At 37.3% G+C, this 26,201-nt stretch carries 24 protein-coding genes; 19 read left to right on the forward strand and 5 right to left on the reverse strand.

Annotated elements, in window-relative coordinates:
* The 4 genes from B155_RS0101545 to B155_RS0101560 all read left to right on the forward strand — a co-directional run bounded on the left by B155_RS0101545 (position 1) and on the right by B155_RS0101560 (position 3,265).
* Positions 1 to 513, forward strand: coding sequence for a peptidylprolyl isomerase (locus B155_RS0101545; RefSeq protein WP_018126473.1), 513 nt, complete (start codon positions 1 to 3; stop codon positions 511 to 513).
* Positions 514 to 599: 86 nt separating this feature from the next.
* Positions 600 to 2,060, forward strand: coding sequence for a hypothetical protein (locus B155_RS0101550; RefSeq protein ID WP_018126474.1), 1,461 nt, complete (start codon positions 600 to 602; stop codon positions 2,058 to 2,060).
* Positions 2,061 to 2,124: 64 nt separating this feature from the next.
* A complete protein-coding gene (gene msrB, locus B155_RS0101555) occupies positions 2,125 to 2,664 on the forward strand; it encodes a peptide-methionine (R)-S-oxide reductase MsrB (RefSeq protein ID WP_018126475.1) in 540 nt (179 codons plus the stop codon).
* A gap of 70 nt (positions 2,665 to 2,734) precedes the next feature.
* Positions 2,735 to 3,265 carry a PH domain-containing protein gene (locus B155_RS0101560; RefSeq protein ID WP_018126476.1) on the forward strand — a complete coding sequence of 177 codons (531 nt, stop codon included), beginning with the start codon at positions 2,735 to 2,737 and terminating at the stop codon, positions 3,263 to 3,265.
* Here B155_RS0101560 and B155_RS0101565 read toward each other — a convergent pair whose 3' ends face one another.
* Complete coding sequence (locus B155_RS0101565; RefSeq protein WP_018126477.1) at positions 3,266 to 4,753, reverse strand: sodium-dependent transporter; 1,488 nt, start codon at positions 4,751 to 4,753, stop codon at positions 3,266 to 3,268.
* 177 nt (positions 4,754 to 4,930) lie between these two features.
* Here B155_RS0101565 and B155_RS0101570 point away from each other — a divergent pair, with 177 nt between their 5' ends.
* The 7 genes from B155_RS0101570 to B155_RS0101600 all read left to right on the forward strand — a co-directional run bounded on the left by B155_RS0101570 (position 4,931) and on the right by B155_RS0101600 (position 14,944).
* Positions 4,931 to 7,921, forward strand: coding sequence for a protein O-mannosyl-transferase family (locus B155_RS0101570; RefSeq protein ID WP_018126478.1), 2,991 nt, complete (start codon positions 4,931 to 4,933; stop codon positions 7,919 to 7,921).
* A 61-nt stretch (positions 7,922 to 7,982) separates the two neighbouring features.
* A complete protein-coding gene (locus B155_RS0101575) occupies positions 7,983 to 8,429 on the forward strand; it encodes a hypothetical protein (protein ID WP_018126479.1) in 447 nt (148 codons plus the stop codon).
* A gap of 8 nt (positions 8,430 to 8,437) precedes the next feature.
* Complete coding sequence (gene ybeY, locus B155_RS0101580; protein WP_018126480.1) at positions 8,438 to 8,881, forward strand: rRNA maturation RNase YbeY; 444 nt, start codon at positions 8,438 to 8,440, stop codon at positions 8,879 to 8,881.
* Between the two features lie 44 nt (positions 8,882 to 8,925).
* Positions 8,926 to 10,083: a DUF445 domain-containing protein gene (locus tag B155_RS0101585; RefSeq protein ID WP_018126481.1), complete on the forward strand. Its 1,158-nt coding sequence runs from the start codon at positions 8,926 to 8,928 to the stop codon at positions 10,081 to 10,083.
* Positions 10,084 to 10,104: 21 nt separating this feature from the next.
* Positions 10,105 to 11,766, forward strand: coding sequence for a S8 family serine peptidase (locus tag B155_RS0101590; RefSeq protein WP_018126482.1), 1,662 nt, complete (start codon positions 10,105 to 10,107; stop codon positions 11,764 to 11,766).
* Position 11,767: 1 nt separating this feature from the next.
* Positions 11,768 to 13,216 carry a phytoene desaturase family protein gene (locus B155_RS0101595; RefSeq protein ID WP_018126483.1) on the forward strand — a complete coding sequence of 483 codons (1,449 nt, stop codon included), beginning with the start codon at positions 11,768 to 11,770 and terminating at the stop codon, positions 13,214 to 13,216.
* Between the two features lie 24 nt (positions 13,217 to 13,240).
* Positions 13,241 to 14,944, forward strand: a complete 1,704-nt coding sequence (locus B155_RS0101600) for an ABC transporter permease (RefSeq protein WP_018126484.1) — start codon at positions 13,241 to 13,243, stop codon at positions 14,942 to 14,944.
* Positions 14,945 to 15,001: 57 nt separating this feature from the next.
* On the opposite strand, the gene B155_RS0101605 is transcribed toward B155_RS0101600, so the two are convergent.
* Both B155_RS0101605 and B155_RS0101610 read right to left on the reverse strand, forming a co-directional pair.
* On the reverse strand, positions 15,002 to 16,021 hold the full coding sequence (locus B155_RS0101605) for a Fe(3+) ABC transporter substrate-binding protein (protein WP_018126485.1): 1,020 nt from the start codon (positions 16,019 to 16,021) through the stop codon (positions 15,002 to 15,004).
* An 84-nt stretch (positions 16,022 to 16,105) separates the two neighbouring features.
* A complete protein-coding gene (locus B155_RS0101610) occupies positions 16,106 to 16,447 on the reverse strand; it encodes a DUF971 domain-containing protein (RefSeq protein WP_018126486.1) in 342 nt (113 codons plus the stop codon).
* Between the two features lie 30 nt (positions 16,448 to 16,477).
* Here B155_RS0101610 and B155_RS0101615 point away from each other — a divergent pair, with 30 nt between their 5' ends.
* Together B155_RS0101615 and B155_RS0101620 are read left to right on the forward strand one after the other, a co-directional pair.
* Positions 16,478 to 17,161 (forward strand): hypothetical protein, encoded by a 684-nt coding sequence (locus tag B155_RS0101615; RefSeq protein ID WP_018126487.1) that lies wholly within the window; start codon positions 16,478 to 16,480, stop codon positions 17,159 to 17,161.
* 51 nt (positions 17,162 to 17,212) lie between these two features.
* On the forward strand, positions 17,213 to 17,701 hold the full coding sequence (locus tag B155_RS0101620) for a YajQ family cyclic di-GMP-binding protein (protein ID WP_018126488.1): 489 nt from the start codon (positions 17,213 to 17,215) through the stop codon (positions 17,699 to 17,701).
* A gap of 29 nt (positions 17,702 to 17,730) precedes the next feature.
* Here B155_RS0101620 and B155_RS0101625 read toward each other — a convergent pair whose 3' ends face one another.
* Complete coding sequence (locus B155_RS0101625) at positions 17,731 to 18,153, reverse strand: CoA-binding protein (RefSeq protein WP_018126489.1); 423 nt, start codon at positions 18,151 to 18,153, stop codon at positions 17,731 to 17,733.
* A 99-nt stretch (positions 18,154 to 18,252) separates the two neighbouring features.
* Here B155_RS0101625 and B155_RS0101630 point away from each other — a divergent pair, with 99 nt between their 5' ends.
* Positions 18,253 to 18,681: an FKBP-type peptidyl-prolyl cis-trans isomerase gene (locus tag B155_RS0101630; RefSeq protein WP_026167134.1), complete on the forward strand. Its 429-nt coding sequence runs from the start codon at positions 18,253 to 18,255 to the stop codon at positions 18,679 to 18,681.
* A 77-nt stretch (positions 18,682 to 18,758) separates the two neighbouring features.
* Positions 18,759 to 19,901, forward strand: a complete 1,143-nt coding sequence (locus tag B155_RS0101635) for a THUMP domain-containing class I SAM-dependent RNA methyltransferase (protein WP_018126491.1) — start codon at positions 18,759 to 18,761, stop codon at positions 19,899 to 19,901.
* Between the two features lie 171 nt (positions 19,902 to 20,072).
* Here B155_RS0101635 and B155_RS12735 read toward each other — a convergent pair whose 3' ends face one another.
* Positions 20,073 to 20,540, reverse strand: coding sequence for a hypothetical protein (locus B155_RS12735; RefSeq protein WP_240386234.1), 468 nt, complete (start codon positions 20,538 to 20,540; stop codon positions 20,073 to 20,075).
* 806 nt (positions 20,541 to 21,346) lie between these two features.
* On the opposite strand from B155_RS12735, the gene B155_RS0101645 reads away from it, so the two are divergent.
* From B155_RS0101645 to B155_RS0101660, 4 genes are all read left to right on the forward strand, one after another.
* The gene (locus tag B155_RS0101645; RefSeq protein ID WP_018126493.1) at positions 21,347 to 22,918 is read left to right on the forward strand and encodes an amidase; all 1,572 of its coding nucleotides are present in this window, start codon (positions 21,347 to 21,349) and stop codon (positions 22,916 to 22,918) included.
* Between the two features lie 133 nt (positions 22,919 to 23,051).
* Entirely contained in the window at positions 23,052 to 23,738 is a 687-nt protein-coding gene (locus B155_RS0101650; protein WP_157464696.1) for a hypothetical protein, read from the forward strand.
* A 40-nt stretch (positions 23,739 to 23,778) separates the two neighbouring features.
* The gene (locus tag B155_RS0101655; RefSeq protein ID WP_018126495.1) at positions 23,779 to 25,158 is read left to right on the forward strand and encodes a glutamine synthetase family protein; all 1,380 of its coding nucleotides are present in this window, start codon (positions 23,779 to 23,781) and stop codon (positions 25,156 to 25,158) included.
* Positions 25,158 to 26,201: a hypothetical protein gene (locus B155_RS0101660; protein WP_018126496.1), complete on the forward strand. Its 1,044-nt coding sequence runs from the start codon at positions 25,158 to 25,160 to the stop codon at positions 26,199 to 26,201. The genes B155_RS0101655 and B155_RS0101660 overlap by 1 nt, the downstream gene beginning before the upstream one ends.

Here is a 26,201-nt window from a genome sequence, read left to right on the forward strand (position 1 = left end):
ATGAAAGCAACTATATCGACTTCTAAAGGCGACATAAACCTAGAATTTTTTAACGAGAAGACTCCTAAAACCGTAGCTAATTTTGTGAATTTAGCACAAAGAGGATACTACGATAATTTAAAATTCCATCGTGTAATTGATAACTTCATGGTTCAAGGTGGTTGTCCAAATGGTGATGGTCGTGGTGGCCCTGGATACTCTTTCGAAGATGAATTTGATGCTACTTTAAAGCATGATGTACCAGGGGTTCTATCTATGGCGAACGCCGGACCTTCAACCAATGGTAGTCAATTTTTTATCACTCATGTTGCTACTCCATGGTTAGATGGTAAGCATTCTGTATTTGGTAAAGTGATATCAGAATCAGACCAAGCTGTAGTAAACTCCATTGCTCAAGGTGATACAATTAATAGCATTACCATTGATGGAGATACGGATGCCTTATTAAATTCAGTAGATGAAGTATCTATGTGGAATGAAGTATTAGATGATAACTTCTCCAACTTAAAGTAATTTCTAAGGCCCAAAGGTAACTTTGGGCTTTTTTAGAAACTTTCTCTATTAGCTTGCGTAATTGTGCCCAAATTAATCTTAAGGGTATGAAAAAAACAATATACAGCACCGTTCTATTAGCTTTTTTACTAGTATCATCCAATCAACTAGTAGCTCAATCTTACAACTCAGATCTTGAGTATAGAAAATGGCGAATAACCCTCTTCCCCCCTCTAAGTACTAATGGTGTAGCTGCTAAAAATTACACCGCTAAATATTCTATCAACATAATTGGAGGTTACCACGGTGGGTTAAATGGCTTAGAAATAGGTACACTCTTTAATTACAACAAGCACTATGCGTCAGGCTTTCAGATTGTAGGAGGAGTTAACGCTACAGGTGGTCCTATGGAAGGTGTAAATATAGCTGGTTTGCTAAACCAAGCCTCTTCCAATATTTCTGGTATTCAAATTGCTGGTTTAGCCAATATCAGTGGTTCCGGCATAGAAGGTATTCAAGTAGCAGGTGGTGTAAATGCATCTAATGCTGACATTTCTGGGCTTCAAGCTGCTGGTATAGGAAATATAAGTGGTGATGATATTGAAGGCTTACAAGGAGCTAGTGCATTTAACATTTCTAGAGGTAATTTATCAGGCGCTCAAGGTACCCTAGGGGCTAATATCGCATTGGGTGATGTTGAAGGACTTCAAATATCTGGTGTGCTAAACTTTGCTCAAGATGATATATCGGGTCTCCAAATAACTGGTGGTGGAAATATTGGAATGGAAGACCTAGAAGGCCTAATGATCTCCTCCCTATTCAACGTCGCTAAAGAAGATGCTAGTGGCTTACTTATCACAGGTGGATTAAACTACTCAAAATTTCAAGAAGGCCTAATGATTGGGGGAGCTAATGTTACTGGTGAGTTGAATGGATTACAAATAGCTGGATTATTGAATTATGCCCATACAGCTGAAGGTGTACAATTTGGGTTAATAAACATTGCCAAAGAATTTGAAGGTGTTCCTGTAGGTCTAATCAGTTTGTATGGAAATGGTAGAAAGAACTTTGACGTGCGATATAGCGATGGTGGTTTTACTGATATCGGTATCAATTTGGGAACTTATAGAGTTTATAACATGGCCATATTAGGCTATAACACTTCACTAGATAGAAATGTATATCGCTTAGGACTAGCCGTAGGTCTTGAGAAGCACATCAACGATTCATTTGAAAAAATTGATGACAATAGTTTATTCGTGAATCAGGAATTTAGCGTAGTTCATCACTTTGAAGAAAAATGGACTAAAAAAACGAACCTCATCTATGCTTATAAATTTCTAGTTGGAAAACGATTCAACTCAGGAATGTCTCTTTACGCAGGCCCATCTTTTAATGCTCAGATAACGCGCGTAAACGAAGCTAATGATTATACTTGGTATAGTTTATGGAGTCCAGATGCTAAAGGGCGTCAGTACCGCTTTTGGGTAGGTTTTACAGGTGGAATTCGACTGTTCAAACAAAAAGAATTACCACGATTTGATGACGACTTTGATTTTGATTGGTAAAGAGTAAACTGTTTCTGAATTTATTACGTTATATAAGGCGACTGTATAACAAAATATTCTATTTATGAAATTGGCCATCTTTCTTGGTTCCCTACTTGCTTTAGTTACTATTCTTGCATTTTCAAGTGTAAATAATAGTTCCGTCAAAAATCATTTAGACGATCATAGCATACATCAACAACCTGACCCAGTGAAAAAATTTCCTTATCAAAAAACTGAAAAGGAATGGAAGGAAATTCTAACCTCAAAAGAATTTAGAATTCTGAGAAAAAAAGGCACCGAAGTTCCTTTCTTCAATGAGTACAATGATCTAAAAGATGAGGGTTTATATGTTTGTGCTGGTTGTGGGCAAAAACTTTATAGTTCAGACCATAAATATGAAAGTGGATCGGGGTGGCCTAGTTTTTGGAAACCTATATCTGACTCACTTGTAGTTGAACTTGAAGATAACAGCTACTTTATGACAAGAACAGAAATTGTATGTTCAAACTGTGGTGGGCATCTAGGCCATGTATTTGATGATGGACCTGAACCCACTGGTTTAAGATACTGTATGAACTCAGCGGCAATGAATTTTATCCCAAAAGAGGATATCAATAAATAGAGCCTATTTACCTAAGATTATATAAGTAGGAATTCTATATTCACTTAAGATTTAATTAATTACTACTTATATGCACGAAGCGTCAAAGACCTTATTTACAGCACAGTTTAATCCTAAGATAAAGAGCTACTTAATTTGGTATGGATTGTTTATGTGCCTCGTGATGGTGATAACAATCCCATTTTTTCCCATCTGGTTAGTTTTGGCTCCAACTTTTGTGAATAAATACTATGAACGACTTCATTGTGAACTAACAACTCGGTCTTTGAAATTCAACAAAGGATATATCTTCAGAACGGAAAAGACTATTCCATTGGATAAGATTCAAGATTTAACTTTTAAGGAAGGTCCTCTTTTAAAAGCATTTGGATTAAGCATTCTAAAAATTGAAACAGCTGGTAATTCGGCCGCTGGTGCACCCGACTTAACGTTGATTGGGATTGTTGACGCCACTTCATTTAGAGATAAGGTTTTTGAGCAGAGAGACATTGTAACCGACAATAAAAAAAGCACAGCTTCATCAAGTGATGATGAAACTATGCTTAAAGTATTAACAGATATACGAGATTCTTTATCTCGCATTGAAAAAATGAAAAGCTAACTATTCAGTTTTTGCTGATTTAGTCAACTTTGAATTAAAGGCTTTCACTAAGAACATAGCAATTGCCCATTGTACAAGTACCGTAGCTACAGAAAATGCACTTAATGGATTGTACCAACTATCTGGTGCATATTCTGCAGCACTTAAATACATCCACCACCCTAGCAAAGTAACGACCTCTACAGGCACAATGTATTTGAGTATAATATCCCACCAAGCACCCAAAGTGGCACTCCGTTCGTTTGTGTTAACCATTTCATTTCTGAATTTGGTTACCCCATAGGTTATAACTGCATAGCTAATAAATGCACCTGATACCATCAAGCCAACACCCCATACAAAATCTTGATTTGCAAATACTGTTAAACTCATTGCAGATGGAATTCCGAGTGCAAAACCAGTAGCACAAATTATAATCGTAGCCTTTTTTCTTGATGCTCCAGCATCTACAAATACCTTTACAGCTAATTCAATCATAGAAATTAAAGAACTAAATGCTGCAAAAGTGAGACCTAGGAAGAATAGGATCGAGAAAATACCACCCCCACTCATACTCGCGAATAACTGAGGCATCCATACGAATGTTAAACCTGTAGAAGCAGGTCCGGAGGTTTTCATTACATCCAAAATTTCAGCGTTGCTCATTGAGCTACTTAAACTTCCAAATACAGTAGAAAAAATGATTACTGCGGCAATTAGAGACACCATATTATTACCTAGTCCTGTTTGGAAGGCACTGATCGTAATATCATCTTGCTTTCTCATGTACGCACCGTAAGTCAAGATTAAACCCCAAGCAGCACCTGTATCCCAAGCATTTTGAGTTAATGCTTCCAACCATAAGTTCGGGTTGGCAAGAGAACTCCAATCTGGGGTAAATAGATATTTAATACCCAAGCCACTGCCTTCTAAGGTAAGTGCTTTTACCAACGACACTAACAACACAAGAAGCAGTGAAGGAATAAGAATTTTATTCACCTTCTCTATGCTTTTAATGCCTTTAAGAACTATGTATCCACCAATTAGCATTACTACAAAATGCGTAAGGATGGGCATATTTGAGTTTTGGAAGGTATTCCAAATACCCATTGCTTGATCGTAGTTTTGTGGTAATTCACTGAATAAAGACTGTGATAAATAGTATAAACACCATCCAGCAACTACACTGTAGTAAAACATAATGGCGGTAGCAACGAAACCCACGAAACCACCTAGCCATCCTTTTTTCTCACCAATTAGAGCTGAAAATGATTGAACGACCCCTTTTCTACCATTTCTACCTAATCCATATTCAGCGATTATCAGTGGAATACTCCATATGAATAAAAATATTATCCATGCAATCAGAAAAGCACCCGCTCCTTCTTCACCACCATTTTGAGCTGCTATTCTTGGAAATCTCCATATATTTCCTGTTCCAATTGCTATACCTAGTACACTAAGTATCATCCCTAATTTAGAGGAAAAGACCTCTTTATTTTTTTCCATATGTGCTTGTTTAGTTTTTTAAATAATACCTGTTGTACTTTCCCGTTAATCGCGTCTAAGATTTTTGACTTAGAGGCGTCATTTATTTTGAATACAAACAGGCTATGCCTATAATTGCCTGCCAATCTTACTGGTAAAAATTGAGTTTCCAAAAAAAATAATAAGTCATCCTATTAGATGTTTTCAGATCATAAAACGACCAATAAATATCTAGCGTTATTTACCTTTGCAATATCGCTGATCATTTATACCCTTACATTAGCTCCTACCGCAAGTTTCTGGGATGCGGGTGAGTTTATTGCCGTAGCTCACGGGCTTCAAGTTAACCACCCTCCTGGCGCTCCTTTTTATAGTATTCTTGGTAGAATATTTTCAATGTTTATGCCTACCGAATATGTGGCACTGAGTATAAACTTCATTAGTGCATTAGCTTCTGCGCTTACAGTAATGCTTCTTTACCTCATTATTATTCGTTTAATAAGAGAATGGAAAGGTGAGGTATCCGAATACAGTTTAATGGATAAGATTGGAATGTACGGTGGTGCCTTAGTAGGATCGCTCACATTTGCAGTAACGGATACGTTCTGGTTTAACGCCGTTGAAGCCGAAGTGTACGCGCTTTCCATGTTCTTTACAGCTATTGTAGTATGGTTAGCTCTAAAATGGTCGGAACGCCATGAAGAGCCCTATAATGAACGCTGGTTGGTAATGATTGCCTATATGTTTGGCCTTGCAATCGGGGTGCATTTGCTCAATTTACTAGCTCTTTTCTTTGTAGCCCTTATCATTTACTTCAAGAAAAAAGATTTAAGCTTGATGTCTTTTGTATGGACTGGTGTAGCTGCTGTAATTTCTTTCTTCCTAATTTATCCAGTTACCATCCAATGGATTCCAGATTTTTCATCAAAAATTGGTGATGCTACATACGGACTTATAGGTCCCTTAACTTTTATTGCATTAATCATGATCGCTGTAGCTTGGGGTATTTACTATACTCAGAAAAAACGCTACCGCTTCGCTAATATAGTTATGATAAGTTATGCGATGATTTTAATAGGATATTCTTCCTATTCAATCATAATGATTCGTTCAATCGCTGACCCTCCTATCGATGAAAACGATCCTGAAACAGTAGAAGCATTCGTAAAATACCTTAAGAGAGAGCAATACGGTTCTACTCCAATTCTTAAGGGTAATACATTTGATGAAGTAACGGGGCAAGTAACTCGTGGCGAAAACAACGAAGTATTATTCCCACGTAGGCATTCATCTGACCCTCGCCATGTTGAATTCTACTCACGTTATGATAGTGATTGGGACTTTTTCTGGAGTTATCAAGTCAACCATATGTATATCCGATATTTCAATTGGAATTTCATAGGTAGGCAATCAGATATACAAGATACTGGTTGGCAATCTGGATTTGAACCAGCCAAATATCCCTCTAATAAAGCCAATAATGCTTTTTTCTTTATACCCTTCGTTTTAGGTTTATTCGGGTTAGTTTACCATTTCAGTGCCGACTGGAAACGAGCCTCGGCTGTGATGGCATTATTTATAGTCACAGGCCTCGCAATTATTGTCTTCTTAAACCAACCACCCTTTCAACCAAGGGAGCGAGATTATGCCTATGTTGGCTCATTCTTTGCCTTTGCCATATGGATAGGTATAGGTGTTACAGGGTTAATTGATCTTTTAAAGTCCTATATCAAAGAAAATAGTATAGCAGCCTATGCAGTAGTTGGGGTATGTTTATTGGCGTCCCCTGTATGGATGGGCTATCAAAACTGGGATGACCATGACAGAAGTGAACGTTATGTGGCGCCAGATTATGCCAAGAACTTATTAAATTCACTAGCACCAAATGCTATCGTGTTCACTAATGGTGATAATGACACCTTCCCATTATGGTATGCTCAGGAAGTTGAAGGCATCCGAACAGATGTTCGAATTGTATGCCTGAGTTTATTGAATACTGATTGGTATATAAAACAGCTACGTGATCAATGGTCGCATGAATCAGCTCCCCTACCAATTAATATGTCGGATAAGGAAGTTGAAGCAATAACGGGGTCAATTACACAATGGCAGCCTAAACAAATGCAAATTCCGGTAGATAAGGAGATGTTAAAAAAAGCATTTTCAGAAGACCAGAATTACAAAGAAGCTATTGGTGTAAAACAAGCAGACATTCCAATATTACAAACAGGAACAGAATTTACAATTCCAGTTGACTCGCTAGATGATGTTATGACGTGGCAATTGGATGGGCGAAGATATAGTACCGATGCTGAAGGCAATGGTATTTACTTCCTTCAAACTCAAGACCGTATGATACTTGAGTTAATTCAAAGCAATAACTGGTTGCGCCCCATTTACTTTGCTAACACCGTTTCTTCTCAAAGCCAATTAAATCTTCAGGATTATTTTAGAGCAGAAGGAAAGGCATATCGTTTAGTTCCGAAAAAAATGGACCGTACGTATACCGGTTACATCGACGCTGAAGTTCATGCTGAACGTATGAGAAACTTCTCATTCCGCAACTGGAACGACCCTGACGTATATGTGGATGAAAACATACGACGAATGATGGGTAACTACCGTTATAGCTTCTTACAACTAGCTGAGCAATTTATAGCTGATGGAAAACCTGATAGTGCTAAATACTGGCTTAAATACGGGGAAGAAAAAGTTCCATTCAGACCTGATGATGAGGTTACAACTGTTCATATACTATATGCTAATAAATATGCTACCGTTGGCATGTATGATGAAGCTAATAGCATCATGGATCGATCTATTGATGAAATTCAGAAGAAAATGAATGACGCATTTTACAAATTCATTGGACTTCAGGATGAAATGAATATGCTAAATGCTGAATACGAACAAGCACGTCGTAATGCAGATCTTAAGAAGCAACGTACGTTACGTACCAAACTCAATGCAACAATTAGACGAGCACAAGAGCAATCACAAACGGTGATGCGTGAACGTCAAGTACTTGTATTGTCTCAATATGTGTATTTCAAATCAGGTAATGACGAGAAAGCACTGGCTATTGCTGAATCGACAAACAGTCAGTTTGAAGGCACACAAATACCCCCTGTGCCAGCTACTAAAGAAGAAACCATGCGTATTGTAACTACACAGTACGGAATCAATTAATCAGTATATTTTTACTTAGCTCCCGGTATCGTATATTGCCGGGAGCTAATATTAGACCATTATGATTCACCAATTTACAGCAGAAAACATATCCACAATCGGTAAAGTACTAGGCGCAGAGCCAAAACCATTAGGTAAAGACGTATACCGTATTGAAGTTAAAAATGAAGAAGAAAATCGTAAGCTAGCGCTAGAGATTCACCTTGGTCTTGATGTAAATGGCGAAGAAATGAATATGGTGTCGGTATACGCTTATAATACATTCCTACAGCTACATAATTGTACTGCATTCGTGGCAAGTGACATCCTTCAACAGGTAACCTTTTTTGGGAAATCAGGAGATAAAACCTCTGGCTTAATCGTTGAGAAAGCGGCTGGATGTTCTCTATATGCTAATGTTGATGAAGCCTTATTAACTGGAGATTTCACTCAACTTCCGGAAGATTTGATGATGTGCGGTATTGCATTGTCACTTACAGAATCTATGGATGATGACTTCAGCTTTTAATGTAAGCCGTGCCTACATCCCACAACCTGCAAATATTTAATACTACCGAACTAGCGCTGCCAATAAGCGAGAATACGGCTTTTAAATTATTAGAAGCAATTCAAAAAGGTGAAGAAATACTCTTTGAATCGGTTGAAGTAGCCTATGTTGATGAACAAGAAATAGTTCGTATCAATAAAGAGTTTTTAAGCCGAGATTATATTACCGATATCATTTCCTTCAGGTATGATGATGACTCCTACGACAATGAAGGCATAGAAGGAACTTTATACTGCTGTTTACCTCGAATTATTGAACAAGCCGATGAATTCGGTGAAGATAAAACAACAGAAACCTATCGTATATTGGCGCATGGATTATTGCATTTATGTGGTTATGATGACCAAACCGATTCAGAAAAAGCCAAGATGACTGAACTTGAAAATCTGTATTTATCTTTGATTTTAAAGTAACCCATATCTGATTCTCTCGTAGTGGCCATAAAATTATCTTTAGCATGGCAGAACAAAACAAAAGTATTATAAAAGACCGATCCAAAGAATACGGAAAACAACTTTGGTCACTTATTCAAAAACAGATCGATAATCAGTCAGATTCCGATCAACAAAAAGTAACTCGAACTCCCCTTCCCAAAAAAGAGTCAGAACATAAGTATCTTCTAAAACTACTCTTTCTCTTCCCTGTACTTTTAGTAATTACATTTAGCTTTTCATTTTATTGGGATTTTGATGGACTTCAAACAGAAGTATTTGGCTTCTTAATTGAATTTGAAGGACTCATGAGGATATTGAGCATTAGTGGATTGATTGGCTTTTTAACAAATTGGCTTGCCATTACCATGTTATTTAGGCCCAATAAAAGAAGACCGATATTTGGTCAAGGCCTGATTCCTGCTCAAAAAGATCGTATCTCATATCGACTTGCAGCCGCTGTAAGTGAAGATTTAATCAACCCAGAGATCATTAAGCGTAAGATTCATGAGTCGAATGCCATTGCCAAATACCGTGAGCAAGCAACTGAATATATCCGGCAAGTAATTGATGACCCAGACTTTAGGACGGAATTAAAAGCCTTAGCCGTTAACTATGTAGACGAAATGGTAGCACAGCCTGAGGTTAGAGCTACGATAGCAAAATCTATAATGAGGCAAATTGAGGATAACATAGAAGAAAACACCTTTGAAAAGGTAGCTTTGAAGGCCTATTCATTTTTGAAAGGTCAGGAAATGCAAGATTTGGTTGAGGACGCACTCACTAAGTTACCAGGCGGAGTTGAAAAAGGTTTAGATAAAATGGACGAATTCTTGGATGAGTTACCAGATAAAATTAATCGACATAGCGACACCATTGAGGATCTTGTAACCACTTTACTATATAAACTTGTAAATCAATTAGATGTTCATGCCTTAGTTGAAGATAATCTTCGTGAATACGACGAAAAAAGACTTGAGCGATTGATAAAAAACGCCAGTAACGATCAACTGCAATACATTCAATATTTAGGGGCCGTATTAGGAACTTTAGGTGGTTTTATTATTTGGAAACCAATTGGTAGCCTTTTGTTGTTGGTAGTAATAATTTCGATTACTTTTGGAGTCGATACTCTTTTATTTCACTATCAAAAAAAGAGTACATCTACAGAGGTCGTCGACTAACAAATTGCTTAACTAACAGATATGTTCAAAAATTATATCTCACTGATTGCTCTAATTTTAGTAATCGGTTGTTCTTCTAGTCAAAACACGGTAAAAAGAAACCCTTCAAACACTTCTGAAAATAGATCAACTGAACCGGTTGTAGAAATTACGGTAAATGAAGCCACAGAAAACTGGCATCACACAGATCCTAACAGTAAAAATGGTTTTGAAGGAATTGGTTCAGAAAAAGCTTATTCCGAATTATTAGTCAATAAAAGCCCGAAGAAAAAAGTTGTTGTAGCGGTCATTGACTCTGGCGTAGATATTGAACACGAAGATTTAAGTGCGAATATTTGGATAAATGAAGATGAGATTGCTGGAAACGGCATAGATGATGACGATAACGGTTACGTTGATGACATCCATGGGTGGAATTTCATTGGTGGTAAAGATGGGAGTCATGTAAATAAAGATACCTACGAAGTAACCCGCATATATAATAGGCTTCATGAAAAATTTAAAGATGACGACTTTGTAATTGTATCTAAAAAGGATTCAGAAGAATTTGCCTTATATGAGGAAGTAAAGGCTGAATTAGAAAAAAACCGTTTAGAAGCCAAGCAAAACTACAATAATTTAGTACAAGTTAAGCAAGCTTTAGAGGGTGCAAAAAGTGTGCTTGGTGTGTCTTCAATTGATTCTATTTCAGTTGACAAATTAAAGCCCTCCCCTTCAGATAATGCCTATGAACAACAAGCGAAGCAGATGTTCATGTATTTTAAAAGCAATGGTGTAAAGGAAGAGGATATTGAAGAAGCTTATAATCACTTCGATAAAATGTATAACTATGCCTATAACACAGATTTTGACCCTCGGCATATTGTAGGTGATGATTTTTCAGATTTATCGAACCGATATTACGGTAATAATGATGTTAAAGGTCCTAGAAGTAATCATGGTACTCATGTAGCTGGAATTATTGGGGCCGTAAGAAATAACAATAAAGGCATGAATGGTGTTGCGAACCATGTTTCGATTATGGTATTACGTGCCGTTCCAGATGGTGATGAGCGAGATAAAGATGTTGGTAATGCTATCCGGTATGCCGTTGAAAACGGGGCTGACATTATCAATATGAGTTTCGGAAAAGATTATTCGCCCCGTAAATTTTATGTTGATGAAGCGTTAAAGTTTGCGGACGAACAAGGCGTACTTGTTGTTCATGCAGCAGGAAATTCAGGTGCGAACATTGACTCTACAAACAACTTTCCTAACAAGTTTTATACAGAAGGTGGTAGTATGCAAAACTACATCACAGTTGGAGCATCCTCTTGGGAAGGTGATTCTCTCCTAGCGTCCTCTTTCACAAATTACGGCAATCGAGTTGATATATTCGCGCCTGGTGTATCTATATACTCAACTTACCCTGAGAATACTTACAAAGCAGAAGACGGTACAAGTATGGCTAGTCCAGTGGTAGCGGGGGCTGCAGCACTTATAATGGCATATTACCCTGAATTAAGTGCTCAAGAGGTAAAGCAATTACTGATCAGTAGCGCTACAAATCATTCTAATCGAATTGTTTATAAGCCTGGTACTGATGAGGCCGTACCTTTCGGAAGTTTATCAGCCTCAGGTGGACTATTGAATATATATAATGCCCTTTTAAAGTCTGAGAATAAAACATTAGGCACCCACTGATTTGAGTAAAGCCGATTCTTATTTTGATGCATTTGTTATAGGATCAGGTCCCAATGGCTTTTCTTCTGCTATTACTTTAGCTGAACAAGGATTAAAAGTAAAAATCATTGAAGCCAAAGATACTATTGGTGGAGGTACGCGAACTAAGGAAATAACCTCAGCAGGTTTTTTACACGATATATGTTCAGCCGTACACCCTACAGCAGCTGGCTCGCCTATCTTCAATAAATTACCCTTAGCAAAACACGGCTTAGAGTGGATTCAACCAGAGATTGGTGTTGCTCATCCCTTGGATAATGGGGATGCGGTTATCATTGAAAAATCATTTGAGAACACTTTAGCTCGCTTAGGCAAAGATGCAAAAGGTTATAAAAGCCTCTTCCAAGGATTTATAAACTCTTGGGATAAACTCTCTTCAGATGTGTTCTCAAATTTAAGAATACCATCGCACCCACTTACTATGGCACGCTTTGGGTGGTATGGTATGTTTTCAGCTAAAATTATAGCGGATAGTTTTTTCAAAAATGAACGCACTAAAGCTTATTTCGCAGGTTTAGCTGCTCACAGCATCATTCCATTAGAAAAAGCATTTACGGCTTCATTTGGTTTAATATTAGGAACCTCTGTGCACACTGTTGGTTGGCCCATTGCAAAAGGTGGTTCACAATCTATTACCAATGCGTTACAGGCTCATTTTCTAAGCTTAGGAGGCGAAGTTGAGTTAAATAGACCTATAACATCCATTCATGAATTGCCGGAAGGAAAACCAATTCTCTTTGACCTTACTCCACATCAAATAGTAGATATTGTTGAAGATAAACTTCCATCATCTACCAAGAAAAAATTAGGTGATTATGTATATGGACCAGGTGCATTCAAAGTAGATTTTGCGCTTTCTGAACCTGTTCCTTGGGTGAACGAAGAGTGTAAAAAAGCAGGTACTCTTCACTTAGGAGGTACTTTTAATGAACTTGCAAAAGCTGAACGGGAAGTATGGAATGCCATTCACCCAGATAACCCTTATGTGTTAATCGCACAACCAACTGCTTCTGATCCCAGTAGAGCCCCTGAAGGCAAACATGTTTTATGGAGTTATTGCCACGTACCCAATGGAAGTAAAACTGATATGAAAGAGGCTATTATTAAACAAATTGAGCGATATGCACCCGGTTTTAGAGATACTATTATTGAATCACATTCGATGTCAGCCACTCAGTTTCAAAAATATAATCCGAATTATATTGGTGGCGATATAAACGGAGGAGCTCAAACACTCTCACAGCTCTTTGGTCGACCATTATTAAAGTGGGATCCTTACGATCTACCTGTCGAAAACCTTTATATATGTTCCTCTTCTACCCCTCCAGGAGGCGGTGTTCATGGCATGAGTGGATTCTACGCTGCAAAAAGTGTTTTACGTAAAGAATATGGGATTAAGACTACGCTCTAAGTAAAGATTCTCGTATTTTTAGGCATGCTAAAAGCACTTAAAAACTTAACTGGCAATTACTCCAAAACTCCATCCTATTCCCGCAATATTAGCTTATCCAAAAAATGGGCTTTTATATCTGGATTTATAGCACTTCTTGTATCCATTCCCATACTATCTGTGCTATCCTCATTTTTCATCTCATCGGGTGAAATATGGAGTCATTTAGCGAGTACGGTACTTAGTAGTTATGTGATCAATTCACTCATATTGATCGTTGGAGTATCAACAGGAGTAATTTTAATTGGTGTATCGTTAGCATGGGTTATTACCATGTGTTCTTTCCCTGGGCAAAAGTACTTTGAATGGGCTGCGGTACTACCCTTTTCAATTCCAGCTTATTTATTGGCCTACATTTATACTGATTTTTTAGGTATTGCAGGTACTTTTCAATCATTTATAAGGGGAAATTTTGGCTTAGAAATTGGTGATTATTTTTTCCCAGAAATTCGCTCAGTATGGGGCGCTGTGCTCATTATGACACTAGCCTTCTACCCTTATGTTTACATGTTGGCCAGATCAGCATTTTTAAACCAATCTACTTCATTATTCGAAGCAAGTAGGATCATGGGTTATAGCTCAACACAAAGTTTTTATAAGGTAGCTTTACCGTTGGCACGCCCTGGAATTGCTGCAGGATTAGCACTCGCATTAATGGAAACGTTAAATGATTTTGGTACCGTTCAGTACTTTGGTGTGCAAACATTTACAACAGGTATTTATCGAACCTGGTTTGGTTTAGGAGAACGTCCAACTGCGGCCCAATTAGCTGGTTTTCTATTATTATTTATCATAGTGCTCTTAATTGTAGAACGCTGGTCAAGATCTAAAATAAAAGACCAAGTTAATGTAACCGCACGCTTTAAGCGCATTCAAAAATTTGAATTGAATGGAGTAAAAAAATATGCTGCCATCGTTTTATGCTCCATACCGGTAATACTTGGTTTTATTCTTCCTGTAGTATTGCTCATACTCATGTTTTTAAATAATCTTGATTCCGTAAATACGAGATTTATAATCTATGCACTAAACACACTAAGCGTAGCCGCTATAGCTGGGGTAATTACTGTAAGCCTTGCTTTGTTAATGGCATATTCATCGCGATTAAATCCTACGAAATTAATCAGAGGCTTGAATCAGTTTGGTGCCTTAGGATATGCGATACCAGGTTCCGTAATTGCTGTTGGAATTCTTATCCCTTTTGGTTGGCTTGATAATACCATTGATTCATTCGCTCGTTCAAATTTTGAAACCTCTACTGGTTTATTATTAAGTGGAACTCTGTTCGCAATGATATTTGCGTATGTAGTGCGTTTTCTATCGGTATCCTATAATGGAATCCATTCTAGTCTTCAAAAAATATCCTCTAATGTAGATGAAGCATCACGAGGCATGGGATATAATTTCACTCAGATACTTCGCAAAATTCATATACCTATACTATCAGGAAGTCTAGTATCAGCTTTTCTGTTAGTATTTGTTGATGTAATGAAAGAATTACCTGCTACCATCATTATTAGGCCATTTAACTTTGATACCTTAGCCGTTCAGGTGTACCGCTTAGCTTCAGACGAACGCCTCGGAGAATCCTCTGGAGCAGCTCTTGCCATTGTATTGGTTGGTATAATTCCTGTTATACTACTTAGTAAAACCATTACTAAAACTCGTAAAACAGATAAAAATCTATAGCAAAAAAAAAGAGAAGCCGTTTAAGCTTCTCTTTTGCAATAGGTTATTAAAAGTGGTTTACTGCCAACCAGCTCTATCCATAATTCGAATAGCTTCTGGGTTATTACGCCCTAAAGCAGAAACATTAACAGCATCACTTTTATAGCTACCAAAGCTCTCCAGTGTACTGTTGATGTTTGCATTGTCATTAATTGGGTATTCATTGTTACCAACAGTTAAGTACTCTTGTGCTTTTTCATTGGTCATGTACTCTACAAATTTAACAGCAGCATCACGATTAGGAGCATTTTCAAGCACACCTACAACACTGATGTTTACGTGAGCTCCACGGCCATTCTCACCTTGGTTAGGAAACACAAACTGTAAGCTTTCAGCAATAGCCTTATCATCTTCATCATTACCTTGAAGCATCATAGCAAAGTAATAGTGATTTACTACGGCTACATCACATACACCTGCTGCAACCGCTCTAATTTGATCACGATCTCCACCCTGAGGATTTCTAGCCATATTTTCAACAAGGCCTTTCGCCCATTCTTCCGTTGCTTCAGCACCAATGGTTTCAACTAAAGATGCTACTAAAGATTGGTTGTAAATATTATTTGAAGAACGGATACATACTCGACCATTCCACTCTTCTGAAGCTAAGTCTTCGTAAGTAAGTGTTGATGGATCTTCTACTTTCTCAGGATTCACAACCATCCCACGAATTCGTTTAGAGATCCCAAACCATAATCCATCTGGATGACGTAAAGCTGATGGAATTCTTTCTTCTAATACTTCAGATTCAACGGAAGCTAGAATGCCATTCTCTTCAGCTCTCCAAATTCTACCTGCATCAACGGTTACTAAGATGTCAGCTGGTGAGTTTATACCCTCACTCTTAATTCTTTCGATGAGTTCATCAGACCCACCTTCGATTAAGTTAATTTTGATACCAGTTTCAGCAGTAAAATCAGCATATAAATCCTGATCGGTATCATAGTGGCGAGCTGAATAAATATTTAATTCTTTCGGGTTGTTACAAGCACTTATAACTAATAGAAGTGCGAAAAATGAAAACTGTAGAAATTTCATGATTTTTAGTTTGGTGATATAGTTAATTCGGCACCAAAATAAGGCTTATATAGAAATAATCTAAATAAAGATTGTAAAGTATTTTTACGATTTATGGTCTTTAGAGTAATTTGCAGGGTCTAACATTCTCAAAGTCTCCCATCGGTACATTCCGCTATTGTGGCCATCGGCCCAAGTAATTTGAATGGCATGGTTCCCAACTTGCTGAATGTCTTTGATATCAATTTTAGACGGATGTTTTTCAAAAAAGGCCTCTGGATTGAATTCACTCATGTGAGCATGTCCTCCTCGACACATTACACAAGGACAATTTTGGCGTAATCCAAACAATGGGTAACTTGATTTTAGCCCATCACTCCATTCAATTTCGAGAACTTGGTCATTGTTACTAACTTCGATACCTGTTGGAAAAATGGATTCATTCATAATGCTATAATTTTTGTTCAAACTTAAGAAATGATCTGGATTATTATCTCTAGTGTTTTAGTGTTTATACTTAGTATTTGGATAGGTAAAAAACGTCCTATTAAGTTATATCAAATTACAGCGCGTGGCTTCTTTCTCTTTATTATTGGAGCGAGTTTTACACTACTAATAATGAGAATAGTAAATGATTTAGGGTTCATTTCTGATCATCTAGCTGCGGCTATTCTGACCAACACCTATAGCTGTATTGGTGGGATATTATTTGGTGCGGCTTATGACATCTATTCACTAAAGCAAAAAGCTGGAAAACTAGAGTATTCAAATAAGAACTTAGTCACCGATATAATACCTTCCCTACTCGCTGTTACTTTACTTATTCTGTCATTTGCACGTACTGGTATTTTTAACGAATTACCCATCACTCCTATTCGTGTATCCTCTGCAATATCGATTCTTTCTTTGGGAGTATTAATTATCACATTGAGTGTAGTACCTGAATTCAAAAAGAAAGGAATTGTGATTATAGATCAGATGATTGAATGGAAAGCCTTAACGAGTTATAAATGGGTATCAGAAGAAACCATTGAAATAGAATATGAAATGAATGATACTATCAAGGTATATCAAACTATTATCCCAACATCCGATCAAGTTCGCGTGGAAAAGTTATTGAATGGAAAAATGATGGAGAAACTTGAAACAGAGGATGACTAAGTAGCATTAGTGTGTGTATATTCCCTGAAGAACTCTAAATAAATACAAGTTATGGCTTCATTCGACATCGTTAACGAAATAAACCAACAAGAAGTAGATAATGCTATCAACAATACCGTTAAAGAGATCAGTACTCGCTACGATTTTAGAGGATTACATACTGAAGTAACCTTTCATAGCAAAGAGAATAGAGTTCATATTGTAGCAGCCGAAAGTATGAAGATGAAAGCTGTACAAGAGATGCTGATTAAAAACTTTATCAAACGAGGCATTGATTCAAAAGTACTTGAGTTTGGTACTGAAGAAGGTACTTCTCAAGGATATTTAAAGATGGATGCCACTCTCAAAGAAGGAATTGATAGAGAAACGGCAAAAAAAATCGTTAAAGAGATTAAAGCTACAAAGCTTAAAGTTCAGCCTCAGATTCAAGACGATCAAGTACGAGTGACGGGGAAAAAAATTGATGACCTTCAAGAAATCATACGACTAATGAAGTCCAAAGATTTTGGAGTCCCTCTTCAATTCACCAATATGAAATAATGATTATAAAAGGAGCTAATGCTCCTTTTTTAGTTTCTTTCCCTCTCTACCATTATGCATTTGTTAGGGATGTAGGGTATATTTGCTTCTTCCGCAATTTCCTCCGCTTCAGGGGATGAAACATCCATCTGAGTCCACACAACAGGGTTTTGACCTGTTTTTGCGTTCCACTCTTTAACTTCATCCATTACAGATGCCGTATGTTCGGATGACCTAAACACATTAATAATGTCTATTTGAACATCAGATGGGATGTCTTTTAAAGAACGATAGCATTTAGTCCCAATCATCTCATCATGTCCTGGGTTAACCGGTATCACTTCGTATCCCCTTTCTTGCATAAACTTAGCTATGTAATTACTTGTTCGGTAAGGATTGGCTGAGCATCCAATTACAGCAATAGTTTTAGAATTATTAAGAACCTCTTTGATAGGTGGAATAGTTAAAGGCATGCCCTAGATGATTAATGATTAGAGTTTCAAATATTGTATGATACTTTCCTTATCTTAAAGGTCTTAATCAATATTATAATTCCAAAAGAAAGAAACGTTTTGTCAAAAATTAAAAGCGGCGACACCGTAAAAGTTCATTACACTGGTCAATTAAACGACGGATCAGTATTTGATTCTTCTTTACAGAGAGAACCTTTAGAATTTACTATGGGCTCAGGACAATTGATTCCAGGCTTTGAAAAAGCTATTGAAGGATTAGAAGTGGGCGATTCAACAACTGCAAATATTCCTGCAGCTGAAGCTTACGGCGAGCCAAATCCACAAATGATTGTTGAAGTTACTGCAGATCAGTTACCAGCTGAAATGGAGCCACAAGTGGGCATGCAGCTTCAACTAAACCAACCTGATGGACAGGCTATTCCTGTACAAATTACTGGTATTGAAGACGATAAAGTAACTTTGGATGCGAACCATCCATTAGCAGGTCAAGATCTTACTTTTCAAATTGAAGTAGTAGAGATTGTATAATCCTGTTTTAAATCGATTACTCAGGCTACATCATTTATTTGTTGTAGCCTGTTTTTTTATACTATACTCAATTTACTATGGCCGACTTTCATAAACCCTCCACTATTTCTATCACTTGCCCTAAAATGATCTCTCCTTTCCTTAAGAAAGAAGTAGAGGATTTAGGTTTTACCGTTCAACATCAACGCTATGCTGGTGTTGAGTTAAAGGGAAGTTTGCATGATTGTATGAAGCTTAACCTGTGCTTAAGTACTGCACATCGAGTTCACTATTTGCTAAAAACATTCACAGCAAATAATGCCGACGAACTACATAAAGAACTCGTTACTATTCCATGGGAAGATTATATAGATAAGCATGGATATGTGAGTATTACTTCGTTTATCAAAAATAAGACCATCAATAACACCCAGTTTGCCAATTTAAAGGTAAAAGATGCCATTGTAGATCGAATCCGTGAAAAAACAGGAAGTAGACCCGATTCTGGTTCAGATTTAAATAAAACAGTAGTGTTCTTATTCTGGAAAGGAACAGAAGCTAGTATATATTTAGATACCTCTGGTGAATCGATATCAAGGAGAGGATATAGAGTTAGAAATCATACTGCACCTATGCAAGAAACCTTAGCCTCTACCATTATTCAGGCAAGTAAATGGAAAGTAGGTCAACATTTTATAAACCCTATGTGTGGTAGTGGTACCCTTGCTATTGAGGCAGCTTTAATGGCGCTTGGAAGACCCGCAGGTTTATTACGCCCAAACTATGGAATCAAACATATTCTTGGCTTTGATGTTGGAGAATGGAACAGCTTACGTTCAGACTTAAAGCATAGCGCGAATAAAGATTTTAAAGGAAAAATTATTGCTACCGATATTGATAATAGAGCAATAAAAGCAGCTCAGAAAAACGCTCAAACTGCCGGTGTTGATCACCTAATTGAATTTCACCGTTGTGACTTTCAAGATACCCCTATTCCCGAAGGTGATGGTGTGGTAGTGTTTAATCCACCTTATGGGGAACGTATTGGTCATGATCAAGAACTTTATGATCTATACAAAACTATTGGTGATTTCTTTAAGCAAGAATGTTCTGGTAAATGGGGATATGTTTTCACTGGTAATTTCGACCTTGCCAAGAAAGTGGGGCTTAGAACAAGTCAACGTATTGAACTATATAACTCTACAATCGAGTGCCGATTGTTGGAGTATGAGCTTTACTAATTAGCCTCTCCATCAGTCGGTTCCCCGGTTGTGGTTGATTTAGAAACTACCCATCCATCTGTCGGTTCTCAAGCTGATGGAGTTCAATTGTGGGTACATTTTCAAGTTATAAAGAGCTCCATCCTTACTCAATTTCCATCACCCCGCCTTTTTAAAAGCGAAATGATGGACTCAACTATGCTTTGAAATTTTTTGATAATAAAACTCTGGAATAGTCTGTATAGACAGCTTTTGAAATTCTAAAAATGAACTTGGTATTTGAGCAAAACCATACATCAAGTCTTTATCACAAAGTTTCCCATTTCTTAACCCTGCGTAGTCTTTATAGGAGGAAAATTCCCAATCTTCGTACTTAGAAACCAATCCTGCTCTAATTGGATTTTGATGAATGTATAGGAAACAATTCAGCAAATAATCATCATCTTTATTCATCTTATCATTCAGGGATTTGGCTTTAGTTCTTTTTCTGAACAAGGATCCTGATCTACCTCGTTTTCTATTGATTCGTTGAGTGTATGAACTTAATAAACTGCCAATACTCTTGTTCAGTGGGTTTAATTTTTTCGTTCTATCATTACAATCATACTCTGCTTCATAGTCATTATTAATCAATATGAGCCAATGAAAATGGTTAGGCATTAAACACCATGCAATTATGGAACAATGAGGTAATAAAGCTGTTTTCATTTTCTGGAGGAATAATAAATAATCAGATTGATCAAAGAATATCTGTGTTCTGTTATTTCCTTGATTATATACGTGATAGATATGACTTGGCAAGAATTGCATTTAGTAATAACAGTTATTTGAATAGGAAATTCAAGCTTTTAACAATCTACCTATCCATCTGTCGGTACACCGGCTGATGGAGTTTAGTTAAGGAAACATTTTCAAGTTATAAAGTACTCTGGCTTTACTCAATTTCCATCACCCCGCCTAATTGCACTATATAAACTAACATCCCTTAAGTTTGATTTTATCCCCTGTATGTAAATTACCTAGGGCGGAATGATGGAGTGAGATTGATTTAGAAACTACCTATCCATCTGTCGGTACCCCGGCTGATGGAGTTCAATTGAGGAAACATTTTCAAGATTGAATGTGACTAGGCGTTGCTCAGAGTCCATCACCCCGCCTAATTGCACTATATAAACTAACATCCCTTAAGTTTGATTTTATCCCCTGTATGTAAATTTACCCAGGGCGGAATGATGGAGTGAGATTGATTTAGAAACTACCTATCCATCTGTCGGTACCCCGGCTGATGGAGTTCAATTGAGGAAACATTTTCAAGTTATAAATTACTCTGGCTTTACTCTACTTCCATCACCCCGCCTTTTTAAAAGGCGGAATGATGGACTTAGATTGGTATTAGAATCATTCTTTCAAATTTGATAAAGTGCTGTATATTCTTTTTTAAATTTTTAAGCACTAAGTATCTAAAAATGAAAGCATTCTATCGAATATCACTGGGGATATTCTTTTTAACTGTTGCCTGTTCTGTACAACCATCTCAATCTAAATTTGATGATCTAAAATTAGAAGATGCTACAATTCAAGAACTTCATGATGGTTATAACAATGGCACATATACCGTAACAGATGTTGTTGAAGCTTACCTCCAGCGCATTGAGCAGTACGATCAAAGCGGTCCAAAAATTAACTCGATCATAACCATTAATCCTGATGCTATTCATATTGCTAAATCATTAGATGAGCTATTACAAAATGGTGCAAATAAAGGACCACTTTTTGGAATTCCAGTGGTATTGAAAGATAACATCGATACCAAAGATAAGATGCCTAATACTGCCGGTGCACGTGTTATGGCGAAATCTATGCCCCTTCAAGACAGTTATATAGTTGAGAAGCTTCGAGAAAGTGGTGCTGTGATAATTGGTAAAGCTAATCTAAGTGAATGGGCCAATTTCCATAGTAATAATTCTTCCTCTGGATGGAGTGGCTTAGGTGGGCAAACTCGCAACCCATATGATATTACACGCAATCCCTGCGGTTCAAGTGCTGGATCTGGTGCATCAGTTTCCGCTAACTTTACCATGTTAGCAATTGGGACTGAAACCAACGGCTCTATCACATGCCCTGCTTCAGCCAATGGTGTTGTAGGAATTAAACCAACAGTTGGATTACTGAGTCGATCTGGAATTATACCTATCTCGGAAACTCAAGATACACCAGGTCCTATGGCAAGAACGGTTGCAGATGCAGCCATTATGCTGGGCACAATGGTTGGTGTTGACAGTAGAGATAGCTATACCGACATAAGTGAAGGCATGTATCACACTGATTATACTCCTTTCCTAAAAACAGGTGCATTAAATGGAAAAAGACTCGGATTGTATAAACCTTCTTTGGGTAGTGATCATAAAACTGACACTTTAATGCATCAAACTATTCGTTTTTTAGAAGCACAAGGAGCCACCATTGTTGAGATTGACAGAATTGGTAATGTATCAGGTCGAGATAGTTACAATGTTCTGCTATATGAATTCAAAGACGGTGTTAATAAGTATCTCGAATCGCTAGGTGAAAACGCACCTGTTGCTAACTTAGAGGAGATTATAGAAAAGACTTTGGCTGATTCAGTAGAAATGAAATTTGACCACGACATTCTAATTCAAGCACAGAATAAAGGTGATTTAAACTCTGAAGAGTACATTAATGCTAGGGCTAATATGCTTAAAGCCTCTCGTGAAAATGGAATAGATAAAGTAATGGCCGAGCATGATCTTGATGCCTTCATAGGGGTTACAGGTGGTCCAGCTTGGAAAATTGATCATACCAATGGTGATAACTTTGGGACATCATCTAGTTCCCCTGCAGCTCGCGCTGGCTACCCAAATATTACCGTACCAATGGGCTTTATTGATGGACTTCCAGTAGGTATATCATTCTTTGGTAAGGCATGGTCGGAGCCTCAACTTATTGAAATCGCTTACTCTTTTGAACAAGCAACAAAAATACGAAAAGCTCCTTCATTTAAGCGCTCAGAGTTTTAACTTATCCCCCGAACTTTTCGGGGGTCATTCCGAAGATTTAAGAATTATGATGTACTAAGTCTGAAGTAAACCCGTTCAGTTTAAAAATTTATCTATAGACGTACATGCGTACGCGATTTATCCAAAACTGGCAATGATATTTAAGCGGCTATTACTGAGTTCCCTCTTTCTATTCTGTATTTATCCTTCATTGATTGCTCAAGATGTTGAAGTTACTCCTCTCGACTCTTTAATTAATGTCCCTGAGAAACCTTTGAGTATTTCAGGCTTTACTGTTCCACTAATATTTGGTGGTGGTATGGGTTCACAAAATAATCCAGTACTTACTACCCCTAAAGGTGATGAAGCAACTATAAGTGCCGGTGGTGGACTCTTTTTTGGCTCAGGCATCTACTATACAACAGAAAAAAACATTACGGTTGGTGCGTCGGTTCAATATCTCACTAGTGAGCTAACCCCAGTTACTAAAAACGGAAGTGCGTCATTTAAACGTGTTGCTTTCTTACCCGAAATTAAGCTACCCATCAAAATTAAAGACAACTCCTTTATTAATTATGGTGGTGGGGTTGGATTATATATGAATGGAAAGCTTGTTGTGGATTCCAATGATGACACTCAAAACTCCATTAACACGGTTTACGAAAACACGAGTGGGCTTCATTTCATTTTAGAATATGAAGAAAACTACCCTACAGGTCTGCTCACAGCTGGAGTTAAATACTATAATGTTGAATACGAACAAGCTTCTGGCGACACTTTATTTCCTAGGCTAGATGGTTCAGGTGTAGACTTCTATTTAAGCTATGTATTTAAGCTGTGATTAGGCTTAATATCTAGCTAAAGCTTTTCTATATTCCGTTATGGTTAAAACGGAAGTATCTAACAAAGAAGCAGTTATAAATCGCATTGAAAAATCGAGTGCTAATAACATTCGATTTGCCGTAACTGATATAGACGGTGTATTAAGGGGTAAATTTCTAAGCAAAGATAAAGTACTCAAAGCCCTCAAATCCGGTAAAATTGGTTTCTGCAATGTCATTTTTGGTTGGGATATCAATGATGCGTGCTATACCAATACCGAAGCAAGCGGTTGGCATACAGGATACCCAGATGCACAAGCTTTCATTGATGTTGATACCTTAATTTCTATTCCTTGGGATGATGACAAACCATTCTTAATTGGCGACTTTCGGCATGACGATGTTTTTAAAGATATATGTCCTCGAACGTTATTAAAGAACATCGAAAAACAAGCTTTTGATTTAGGATTACTTCCAAAATATGCCTGTGAATTTGAATGGTTCAACTTCAGCGAAACACCGCAAAGTCTTTATGAAAAAGACTATAGAAACCCTACCCCACTTACACCGGGTATGTTCGGATATTCACTTCTGCGATCGTCATTAAATCAAGAATACATTAACGAAATATTTGATACCCTTAAAGAGCTCAACATTCCTTTAGAAGGCTTACATACTGAAACTGGCCATGGGGTTTATGAAGCCTGTATCACCTATGACGATTTATCAACGGCTGCCGACCAAGCCATTATCTTTAAAACTGTTGTTAAAGAAATTGCCTATCAGTATGAGATACTAGCTAGTTTTATGGCGAAATGGAATGCTGCATTGCCAGGATGTAGTGCACATATTCATCAAAGCTTGTGGGATCTTAAAGACTCAAAGAACCTATTTTATGATTCGGATGATGAGAATAATATGAGTGAAACAATGAAACAGTTTCTTGCTGGGCAATTACACTGTCTACCTCATATACTACCCATGTTTGCTCCTACTGTTAACAGTTACAAGCGATTTGTAGATGGCTCTTGGGCCCCCACATCAATCAGCTGGGGTATTGAGAACAGAACAACGGCATTAAGAGTCATCAATCCTGATTGTAATGCAACTCGTATTGAACACCGTGTTCCTGGTGCGGATATTAATCCATACTTAGCGATGTCTGCTGCATTAGCTTCAGGTTTATATGGCATAAAACATAAGCTCAAGTTAGAAGATGATACTTTTGTAAATGGTAATGCTTACGATAATCAGAAATTAAAATCACTCCCTACCAATTTATTCAAAGCTACCAAGGCTATGAAGGAATCACCAATTGCCAATGAGCTTTTTGGAGTAAATTTTGTAGATCATTTTATTCGCACTCGAGAATGGGAATGGAAGCAATACGAGCCACAAATTGATAACTGGGAACTTAAAAGGTACTTTGAGTTGATCTAATGGCGTTTATAGATTTTGATACCATCATCAGAGAAGCGTGGAACGATTATGACCCTAGTCGAGAGATCGCTCATATCGTAGATATAAGTGCAAAAGTATCTACCAACCATGTGTATAGAATTACCTTAAAAGATAGAAATTACATAGTAGCTAAGCTCTCCTACTTCGGTAAATATGACCATTTTGTTGAAGATCATAGCATCATAAATACTTTATCGAATAACCTTCCGTTTCCATTCGAAAATTTCCTTGCACGATCATTAATGAAAGGAAATAAATTATACGTGTATCGCTATCAGAGCCAAGTAATTGATGCTTGGGTAGTGTTCTATCGCCCTATTCATATAAAAGAAAAGTTACCTAAGCGATTAGACGAAGACCAAATAGCTAAACTTGGGCAGCAAACCGCTCGGTTTCATAAGGCATGTGATACGGTAAAAGCGACCCTTCCTCGGTCTTCTAAAACCATGAAGGATGATATCAATGATCTCATAAAAATACTTGACGACACTTCAAGCAAATATGAGTATCCCATGCATCGATCGCTAATTAAAAACCATTGCGATGCTTTTTTAGCAAATTATGATACCATAGGAGCTGACAAACTCGAGTCTATTCCTGTGTTTGTAGATTGGAATATTGGCAACTTCTCAGTCACCCCCAATTTTAAACTTTATTCTAGGTGGGATTATGATTGGTTTAGGATGAGTACTCGAATGCTTGATTTTTATTTCTTTGCACGCGTTTCATCCGACATAGGTGATAAAACCGTCTTTACCTACAATGTGGATGTTATGATGGAAGATCGTTTTATCATCTTTCTAAAAGCCTATCACAAAGAATTCCCACTTACAGAAAAAGAAATACGATTTCTTAAAGATGCCTATCGTTTTTTCATACTCAACTATGTTGTTAAGTATGGTCGATTCTTTTTCCACGAGATATTTGCTACAAAATTACAAAAAGAGGCTTTAGAAACGCATCTACCCTCTCTTGAAAACACATTCAACCCTGAACCATTATTAAAAGCTCTGGATCTATAA

The organism is Balneola vulgaris DSM 17893 (assembly GCF_000375465.1).
Classification (GTDB): Bacteria; Bacteroidota; Rhodothermia; order Balneolales; family Balneolaceae; genus Balneola; species Balneola vulgaris.

Bases quoted from the DNA above. Each gene is read 5' to 3' on its own strand.
- B155_RS0101585 (WP_018126481.1), top strand. From the start codon at position 8,926: ATGGCAGAACAAAACAAAAGTATTATAAAAGACCGATCCAAAGAATAC.
- B155_RS0101575 (WP_018126479.1), top strand. From the start codon at position 7,983: ATGATTCACCAATTTACAGCAGAAAACATATCCACAATCGGTAAAGTA.
- msrB (WP_018126475.1), top strand. From the start codon at position 2,125: ATGAAATTGGCCATCTTTCTTGGTTCCCTACTTGCTTTAGTTACTATT.
- B155_RS0101565 (WP_018126477.1), bottom strand. From the start codon at position 4,753: ATGGAAAAAAATAAAGAGGTCTTTTCCTCTAAATTAGGGATGATACTT.
- B155_RS0101545 (WP_018126473.1), top strand. From the start codon at position 1: ATGAAAGCAACTATATCGACTTCTAAAGGCGACATAAACCTAGAATTT.
- B155_RS0101635 (WP_018126491.1), top strand. From the start codon at position 18,759: ATGGCCGACTTTCATAAACCCTCCACTATTTCTATCACTTGCCCTAAA.
- B155_RS0101590 (WP_018126482.1), top strand. From the start codon at position 10,105: ATGTTCAAAAATTATATCTCACTGATTGCTCTAATTTTAGTAATCGGT.
- B155_RS0101660 (WP_018126496.1), top strand. From the start codon at position 25,158: ATGGCGTTTATAGATTTTGATACCATCATCAGAGAAGCGTGGAACGAT.
- B155_RS0101570 (WP_018126478.1), top strand. From the start codon at position 4,931: ATGTTTTCAGATCATAAAACGACCAATAAATATCTAGCGTTATTTACC.
- B155_RS12735 (WP_240386234.1), bottom strand. From the start codon at position 20,540: ATGCCTAACCATTTTCATTGGCTCATATTGATTAATAATGACTATGAA.
- B155_RS0101655 (WP_018126495.1), top strand. From the start codon at position 23,779: ATGGTTAAAACGGAAGTATCTAACAAAGAAGCAGTTATAAATCGCATT.
- B155_RS0101645 (WP_018126493.1), top strand. From the start codon at position 21,347: ATGAAAGCATTCTATCGAATATCACTGGGGATATTCTTTTTAACTGTT.
- B155_RS0101600 (WP_018126484.1), top strand. From the start codon at position 13,241: ATGCTAAAAGCACTTAAAAACTTAACTGGCAATTACTCCAAAACTCCA.
- B155_RS0101615 (WP_018126487.1), top strand. From the start codon at position 16,478: ATGATCTGGATTATTATCTCTAGTGTTTTAGTGTTTATACTTAGTATT.
- B155_RS0101650 (WP_157464696.1), top strand. From the start codon at position 23,052: ATGATATTTAAGCGGCTATTACTGAGTTCCCTCTTTCTATTCTGTATT.
- B155_RS0101620 (WP_018126488.1), top strand. From the start codon at position 17,213: ATGGCTTCATTCGACATCGTTAACGAAATAAACCAACAAGAAGTAGAT.
- B155_RS0101610 (WP_018126486.1), bottom strand. From the start codon at position 16,447: ATGAATGAATCCATTTTTCCAACAGGTATCGAAGTTAGTAACAATGAC.
- B155_RS0101625 (WP_018126489.1), bottom strand. From the start codon at position 18,153: ATGCCTTTAACTATTCCACCTATCAAAGAGGTTCTTAATAATTCTAAA.
- B155_RS0101550 (WP_018126474.1), top strand. From the start codon at position 600: ATGAAAAAAACAATATACAGCACCGTTCTATTAGCTTTTTTACTAGTA.
- B155_RS0101560 (WP_018126476.1), top strand. From the start codon at position 2,735: ATGCACGAAGCGTCAAAGACCTTATTTACAGCACAGTTTAATCCTAAG.
- B155_RS0101605 (WP_018126485.1), bottom strand. From the start codon at position 16,021: ATGAAATTTCTACAGTTTTCATTTTTCGCACTTCTATTAGTTATAAGT.